Annotated in this window: 2 protein-coding genes; both read right to left on the bottom strand. The window is 49.6% G+C overall.

Annotated elements, in window-relative coordinates:
- Nucleotides 1-11 precede the first annotated feature (11 nt).
- Complete coding sequence (gene mnmA, locus B7P33_RS02275) at nt 12-1,217, bottom strand: tRNA 2-thiouridine(34) synthase MnmA (protein WP_097440331.1); 1,206 nt, start codon at nt 1,215-1,217, stop codon at nt 12-14.
- A gap of 165 nt (nt 1,218-1,382) precedes the next feature.
- Nucleotides 1,383-8,906, bottom strand: a complete 7,524-nt coding sequence (locus B7P33_RS02280) for an Ig-like domain-containing protein (RefSeq protein WP_097440332.1) — start codon at nt 8,904-8,906, stop codon at nt 1,383-1,385.
- Between the last annotated feature and the right edge of the window lie 63 nt (nt 8,907-8,969).

The following is an 8,969-nucleotide window of genomic DNA, read 5'->3' on the forward strand; positions in this document are numbered from 1 at the left end:
GTTGCGAATAATTAAGCGGAAATTACCCCGGAACAAATCAATTCGTTTTCGAGATAACATGCCACGAATTGGCCTTCGGTAATCGCCGATTGCGGAATTTCAAAATCGACGAACACCCCATTATCGACACGGTATACGGTAGCTTTTTGCAATGGTTGCCTATATCGAATTCGGGCCAAAACTTCTTTGCTTTCACCCACCTGAATCCCTAAATCGGGTCGTACCCAATGCATTTCATTGGCATTTACGAACAAAGTAGCACGAAACAGTCCCGGATGGGTTTTACCTTGACCGGTATAAATCACATTCTCCTTTACATCGGTAGCAATTACAAAAAGAGGTTCTTTGGTACCGCCCACATCCAAGCCTTTACGCTGGCCTATGGTAAAGAAGTGCGCCCCTTGATGTTCGCCTACCACTTTTCCGTCCGCAACCACATATTCCGGTTGCTTTGCCTGATGCTTGAGCAATACTTCCTTTTGTTCCGTAGCCGGCACATCTTTTTGATATACTGATAAATCGGAAGGCACCTCTACGATAACTCCTTTTTTAGGTTTAAGTTGCTGTTGCAAGAAATCTGGTAAACGCACCTTACCTATGAAACAAAGCCCTTGGGAATCTTTTTTCTCGGCCGTAACTAATTCTTGTTCGGCCGCTATTTTACGGACTTCGGGTTTCTGCAATGCCCCAATCGGAAACAAGGTCTTTGCCAATTGTTCTTGTGATAATTGACATAGGAAATACGACTGGTCTTTGTTTAAATCGGCCCCGGCCAATAAGCGATGTATTTCATTGCCTTCGGCATCAAAAAATGAATCCTTTTGACAATAATGCCCTGTAGCCACATAATCGGCACCTAAATCCAAGGCAATTTTTAAAAATACATCGAATTTTATCTCGCGATTACAGAGTACATCCGGGTTTGGGGTACGCCCCATCTCGTATTCACGAAACATATAGTCTACGATACGCTCTTTGTATTCCGCACTCAAATCGACGGTTTGAAACGGAATCCCCAATTTTTCTGCCACGATCATAGCATCGTTACTATCCTCTAGCCAAGGACATTCATTGGATATGGTTACCGAATCATCATGCCAATTTTTCATGAACAACCCGATGACCTCATAACCCTGTTCTTGAAGCAAATAGGCCGCCACACTGGAATCTACCCCGCCCGAAAGCCCTACCACAACTTTTTTCTTTTCTTTTTCCATAATAACAGACTGCAAAATTACGAAAAGACTTTTTAGTCTTAAGCACTAGAGCTGATCGCACTAATTCCATACTTTATTAGTTTTTGAGGACTAAGCTTCCTGTACCAACAAAAAACAAAAAGCCCCACCTAAAAGGCAGGGCTCTTACATATCAATTACATTAGTCTACTTTTTCACTACTTTTCGGAACAGGGTTTCCTTATCTGTTTTAACCCGTACTAAATATACTCCCGACGGTAAATTACCTACTTCACAGTCCCAAGTGTTTTTACCAACCTCCAATGTACGCTCTTCGGTCTTTTTATACACCTTGCCTCCAGGGCTTATGAAATCGACTTTTATTTTTTGTCTGTATGGCGAATCCGCTTCGAGTGTTATCCTGTTTTTGAAAGGCACCGGATAGGTCATAACCTTAAACTTGGTCGGAATCTTAACCGTATTACCAGGAGCGGGAGCCCCTGTCTGCTCTGGATTTGCCGTATCGCGAAGTACCCTACACTCATCAAAACCTCTATTTATGGCATCTAAAGCACTAACGATATCGCTTAATGCCAATCCTCCCGGATTTTCACCCCCTAGGGCCGCATTAGCCAAATCGAACAGGTATGCGCCATTCGCTTGATTGGTACTATTCAAATAGTTGATTACCGACATTGGAATCGTAAAGGTCTCCGTAGCCTCCTCTGCGGTATCGCTACCACAACTCTCCAAGGCAGATGTATGGAAAGTAGGCTGTAGATCCCAATAGGCCAAAGCCGGGTTCAAATTCAAATTGAAGTAATACGTGAGTGCCTGACTAAACAGCACATTCTGACTCTTACCATTATTATTCAAGGGAACCGCCGACCACGAACCGCTATCTGGATAGGTTGCCGTTCCATTAAAGGCAGCAGGTGAACCTCCACCCGGTAAAATATCAAATACGGCGCCGGCTGCTATATCGGCAGCAGTAAGGGTAAAGTTGTTGGTGGCATTACCAAACACTGCTTGTCCACCATTGGCATTAATGACCATTGTCATAATACCCAACGCATTGGTACTGGATCCGTTGGGCAGACAAGCTGACCCATTGGCATTGCCATAGAAACCTTGGGTATAGGTACAGAAACCATTGGAATCGCCCATACCATCTTCCAGGGTTACTTCACATTCGGTGGTACACCCGTTCTTGTCGGTAACCGTAACGGAATAGGTACCCGCACTTAAGTTTTCGATGGTTTGGCCAGTATCACCATTACTCCATTCATAAATGTATCCGGGGCTGCCACCCTCGGCCATCACGGTGACCGAACCGTCTGTGCCGCCCATAACACTTACAGGGGTTACCACTTGTGCCATACATTCTAATGGCATAGGCTCATCAATGGTCAACATGAGTTCTACCGATTCCATTGTAGCGTCAGTAACCGTAACGGTATAGTCACCGGCCATTAAACCGGAAACATTTGGCGTAGTAGGTCCATGGCTCCATGTATAGGAATACGGAGCAACACCTCCGGTAGCTTCAACTGTTGCTTCGCCATCGGTCCCATTATTACAAAGTACATCAAACAATAAAGTTACTTCCAGTATCAATTCATCAGGTTCGGGTTCGGAAATAGTCACTTCGCAAAAGGTTTCACAATCATTGGCATCATACACCTTAACCGAATAATGACCAGCCATTAAACCATCTATCGTTTCGGTCGTTGCCCCTGTACTCCATAGATAGGTGTAAGGTGCCGTACCTCCCATAACCAATACTTGGGCCACCCCGTCAGATCCACCTGGGGTCGTTACATCGCTATATTGACTTATATCGCAAGTTAAGGCCGTATCTGGCTGTGTTATATCAACTTCCTTAAAGCAGGTTTCCCCATTGTTATCGGTTACCGTTACCGTATAGGTACCGGCCATAAGTCCGTCGATACTAGGGGTGGTAGCTCCCGTATTCCAGCTATAACTGTAAGGTGCCGTTCCACCACTAACGGTAACACCTATCGCTCCGGTATCGGCCCCATAACAATCTACGTGGGTTTGGGTCGCTACACTACAAACCAATTCTACGGGCTGAGGTTCAGTTATGGTAACTGAACAAGTGGTTTTACAATTATTGGCATCGGTTACGGTCACCGAATACTCACCTGCCACAAGATTTGTAATACTATCCTCAATACTTCCTGTACTCCATGAATAGGTATATGGAGCGGTACCGCCTGCGACAAGAACAGTTGCTTCACCATCGGAACCTCCTGGGGTGGTCACATCGGTATGCTGATCCAGATTACATGTCAACGCCATATCTGGTTGGGTAAGCGTTACTTCCTTGGTACAGCTTTGATCCATGCTATCGGTAATCGTAACACTATAAGTACCTGCCACCAATCCGCTGATAGTAGGCGTATTATCTCCCGTATTCCAAAAATACTCGAATGGGGCGACACCGCCAGAGTGGGATGCCGTTATCGAACCGGTGTCATCTCCATAACAAGATATATGGGTTACGGCATCTATATCACAGACCAATTCTTCTGGATCGGGTTGGGTGATGGTAACCACACAAGTCGTATAACAAGAATTGGCATCCATAACCTTAACGGAATATTCACCCGGCGCCAAATTATCGACTGAAGCCGAGGTTTTGCCATTACTCCACTCATAGGTATATGCTGGATTACCTCCTGTAGGAGTTACTGTGGCGGATCCGTCATTGGCACCATAGGTACTCACATGGCTTACTTGGGTTATTTCACATAAAAGTTCGGGTGCCCCGGTAATCTCTACCTTACATTCCGAGGTTGTACCATTGGCATCTTTTACCGTAACAGAATAGGCCCCAGCCGAAAGCCCGGCTGCTACTTGGGTCGTTTGTCCGTCTGACCATTCATAAGTATAAGGTGCGGTACCTCCTGAAGGATTTACCATGGCCTTGCCATCATTACCTCCATAGCAACTCACTGGGTCTACCATCATGGCCGTACAGCCCATTTCGTCGGGCTGGGTCACCACTACTGTACAATAGGTAATACAACCTTGCTTATCGGTAACGGTTACTTGATGCTCCCCAGCTGTAAGTGCAATGGCCGTTGGAGCAGTTTCTCCATTATCCCAATCATAGGTATAGGGACCTACGCCACCGTCTACACTTACCGTAGCTCTGCCGTCATTCCCTCCAAAACTGGTTACACCATTTTCCAAGATTACGGCGCAGGTAAGATCATCCGGTTCTCCAAGACAAATAGAACAGGTAGTTGTATTCCCATTGGAATCTGTAACGGTAACCTTGTGGACACCAGCCGTAAGCATGGTGGCCAAAGCCGTGGTCTCACCGTTATCCCACAGATAAGTATACCCCCCGGAACCACCTGTTGCTGTGACCAGGGCACTGCCATCATTGCCGTCATGACAACTGATTTGTTGACGCTGTTCTATACTACAGGCCAACTCTTCCAATTCTTCCGGAATACAAATAGAGCAACTTGTCTCACAACCTTTACTATCGATTACCGTGACTTCATGTACACCAGGAGTAAGCGAAGTAGCCGTAGCCGTTGTTTCACCATTTTCCCAGAGGTAGGTAAAGGGCCCTACGCCACCAGTAACGGTTACAGTCGCACTACCGTCAGGTCCACCACTGGAAGCTGTACCCAAAGAAACATTACATAAAAGTTCCTTAGGCTCTACAATGCAAATATTACAGGTGGTGGTATTCCCATTGGAATCAGTCACCGTAACAGTGTGTACACCAGCATCCAAACCTATGGCTGTTGCTGTGGTTTCCCCGTTATCCCATAAATAAGTATATCCTCCAGACCCACCATCGGCAGTTACCTTAGCAGAGGCATTGGAAGCCCCGAAGCAACTTAATTCCTCAACTAGAGCCACGCTACACACCAGTTCTTCCTCTTCATAGGTAATACATATAGAACATTGGGTGGTACATCCGTTGGCATCGGTTACCGTTACCCACCGGATTCCCGGAGGCAAAGCAGTAGCCGTTTGGGTAGTCTCGCCATTATCCCATAAATACGTATATCCTTCGGTGCCCCCGGTTGCATTAACCGTTGCGGAACCGTCGTTAGAAGTAGCAGAGGAAGCAGCATTGATCTGGGAAATGTTACATAACAACTCTTCGGGTTCAACTATGCAAACGGTACAAGAGGTGGTATTCCCATTGCCATCGGTCACTGTTACCCTATGTAAACCTGCTGTTAGGTTATTCGCGATAGCCGTGGTTTCCCCATTATCCCATAAATAGGTGTATCCTCCAGCCCCGCCACTGGCAAACACTTCGGCTTTACCATTATCATCCCCTTTACAAAGGGCATTTTGAAGAATCTTAATGCTACAAACTAAAGGATCATCTGGTTCTTCTATCGTAACCTCACAACTGGTCATACATTGATTGGCATCATATACCGTGACCGTATGCGTACCGGCAGAAAGGTCCGTGGCAGTAGCACTTGTTGACGTACTACTTGTACCCCAATAGAAGGTAAAAGGTGCCGTACCACCGGTTACAACTACTGTGGCAGATCCGTCATTACCGCCAACTGTAGTAACATTCGTAATATTTTCGAAGGCACAACTGAGTTGAGTTTCCGTAACTACCACTTCCGCACTGACCTCAGGACAACTGCCACTGGCCGCTATCGTATAGGTATAGGTGCCCGCACCGGCCAAGGTCGGGGTCCAAAAACCGCCCGAACCCGGGATGCCTCCCAAGGCCGCGAACAACTGTGAAACCGTTACCGTTTCTCCGGCACATATGGTCAATTCCCCATTTGCACCCGGGTATTGAGGTTTTTGAATTTCTAATGTAATCGGTGTCCTTGTCGCACTGGTACAATTGGTGGTCGTATTTCGGGCCTCGGCATAATAGATCACACTGCCCACACCTGTCAAGGTCGGGCTGGCCACCGGCGTACCACCTGTGGCCGCATCGTACCAATCCACAACCTCTCCGGCTCCTACCGTCGCCATGGCAGTCAGGGTCTGGGCAGGGTCCATCAAACATTCATTTTGACCACTGCCCACAGGGGCCTCAACAACCGGACAACTACAGTCAGGTGCCATAACGGCCAACTCGGCCATACAATCGTTATCATCCATTACCGTTAGGGTAACATCCGTTCCGGAATCTATCCCGGATACCGTCCAGCTTCCGCCACCGTTATCGGTAACCGTACCCGAGGTACTGCTCACCGTACCCGTGCTAACCGTTACGCTAACACTATAGGTCTTTAGATCGGCAGCACAGGTCGGTCCGTCAGATACCATAATAGTCGGTAACGGGTATATCTTTAACCCAATCGGTGTTCTTGTCGCACTGGTACAATTGGTGGTCGTATTTCGGGCCTCAGCATAGTAGATCACACTGCCCACACCTGTCAAGGTCGGGCTGGCCACCGGCGTACCACCTGTGGCCGCATCGTACCAATCCACAACCTCTCCGGCTCCTACCGTCGCCATGGCAGTCAGGGTCTGGGCAGGGTCCATCAAACATTCATTTTGACCACTGCCCACAGGGGCCTCAACAACCGGACAACTACAGTCAGGTGCCATAACGGCCAACTCGGCCATACAATCGTTATCATCCATTACCGTTAGGGTAACATCCGTTCCGGAATCTATCCCGGATACCGTCCAGCTTCCGCCACCGTTATCGGTAACCGTACCCGAGGTACTGCTCACCGTACCCGTGCTAACCGTTACGCTTAGGCTATAGGTAGTAAGGTCGGCCGAACAAGTCGGAGCCTCGGATATGGTAATGATCGGTAGTGGATTAATCACATAAGCTACTGTATCACTACCCTCACAGCCATTACCATCTGTATAGGTATAGGTGAACGGCCCGGTGGCTGGGTCCGCTATTGTGGCATCACCAAGGATTCCGCCTCCGTTGCTCCACACACCTCCGGTCTGACCGGCAGGCTCCAAGTCCGTAAGGTTTACAATGGTCGTATCTTCACATACCTCCTGATTGGCTATTTCGATAACAGGGGCAGGATTGATCGTTACGGTCATCGTATCAGAATCACCGACACATGGGCCCGTAGGATCTTCGGTGGTCCAGGTAAGTACCACGGTACCACCGCTTACATCGTTCGCACCCGGGGTATAGACCGCTGTGGCCGAGCTGGCATCGTCGAAACTACCATCACCCGCCGTACTCCACATTCCGGGGGATGGGCTGCCCGTTAGGTTCACCGTACCTCCGGAACAGATCGTCTGGTCGTCGCCGACATCGGCTACCAATTCCTCGTTTATCGTTACGGTCATCGTATCGGAATCACCAACACATGGGCCGGTAGGATCTTCGGTGGTCCAAGTAAGTACCACGGTACCACCGCTTATATCGTTCGCACCCGGGGTATAGACCGCTGTGGCGGAATTGGCATCGTCGAAACTACCATCACCGGCCGTGCTCCACATACCAGGGGATGGGTTGCCCGAAAGAGATACCGTAGCGCCAGAACAGATCGTCTGGTCGTCACCGGCCTCGGCTACCAATTCCTCGTTTATCGTTACGGTCATCGTATCGGAATCACCAACACATGGACCGGTAGGATCTTCGGTGGTCCAGGTAAGTACCACGGCACCACTGTCTATATCGTTCGCTCCAGGGGTATAGACCGCTGTGGCCGAGCTGGCATCGTCGAATGTACCATCGCCAGCCGTGCTCCACATCCCGGGGGATGGGTTGCCCGTTAGGCTGACCGTACTTCCCGAACAGATCGTCTGGTCGTCGCCGGCATCGGCTACCAATTCCTCGTTTATCGTTACGGTCATCGTATCGGAATCACCGACACATGGACCGGTCGGGTCTTCGGTGGTCCAGGTAAGTACCACGGTGCCACCGCTTATATCGTTCGCACCCGGGGTATAGATCGCTGTGGCGGAATTGGCATCGTCGAAACTACCATCACCGGCCGTGCTCCACATACCAGGGGATGGGTTGCCCGAAAGAGATACCGTAGCGCCAGAACAGATCGTCTGGTCGTCACCGGCCTCGGCTACCAATTCCTCGTTTATCGTTACGGTCATCGTATCGGAATCACCAACACATGGACCGGTAGGATCTTCGGTGGTCCAGGTAAGTACCACGGCACCACTGTCTATATCGTTCGCTCCAGGGGTATAGACCGCTGTGGCCGAGCTGGCATCGTCGAATGTACCATCGCCAGCCGTGCTCCACATCCCGGGGGATGGGTTGCCCGTTAGGCTGACCGTACCTCCAGAACAGATCGTCTGGTCGTCACCGGCCTCGGCTACCAATTCCTCGTTTATCGTTACGGTCATCGTATCGGAATCACCAACACATGGACCGGTCGGGTCTTCGGTGGTCCAGGTAAGTACCACGGTGCCACCGTCTATATCGTTCGCACCTGGCGTATAGACCGCTGTGGCGGAATTCGCATCGTCGAAACTACCATCGCCCGCCGTACTCCACATCCCGGGGGATGGGTTGCCCGAAAGGGATACCGTAGCGCCAGAACAGATCGTCTGGTCCTCACCGGCCTCGGCTACCAATTCCTCGTTTATCGTTACGGTCATCGTATCGGAATCACCGACACATGGACCGGTCGGGTCTTCGGTGGTCCAGGTAAGTACCACGGTGCCACCGTTTATATCGTTCGCTCCCGGAGTATAGACCGCTGTGGCGGAATTGGCATCGTCGAAACTACCATCACCGGCCGTGCTCCACATCCCGGGGGATGGGTTGCCCGAAAGGGATACCGTAGCGCCAGAACAGATCGTCTGGTCGTCACC

The organism is Sediminicola luteus, from assembly GCF_002514735.1.
GTDB lineage: Bacteria > Bacteroidota > Bacteroidia > Flavobacteriales > Flavobacteriaceae > HQA918.

Coding starts and splice junctions, on each gene's coding strand:
- mnmA (WP_097440331.1), bottom strand. CDS start 1,217: ATGGAAAAAGAAAAGAAAAAAGTTGTGGTAGGGCTTTCGGGCGGGGTA.
- B7P33_RS02280 (WP_097440332.1), bottom strand. CDS start 8,906: ATGTGGAGCACGGCCGGTGATGGTAGTTTCGACGATGCCAATTCCGCC.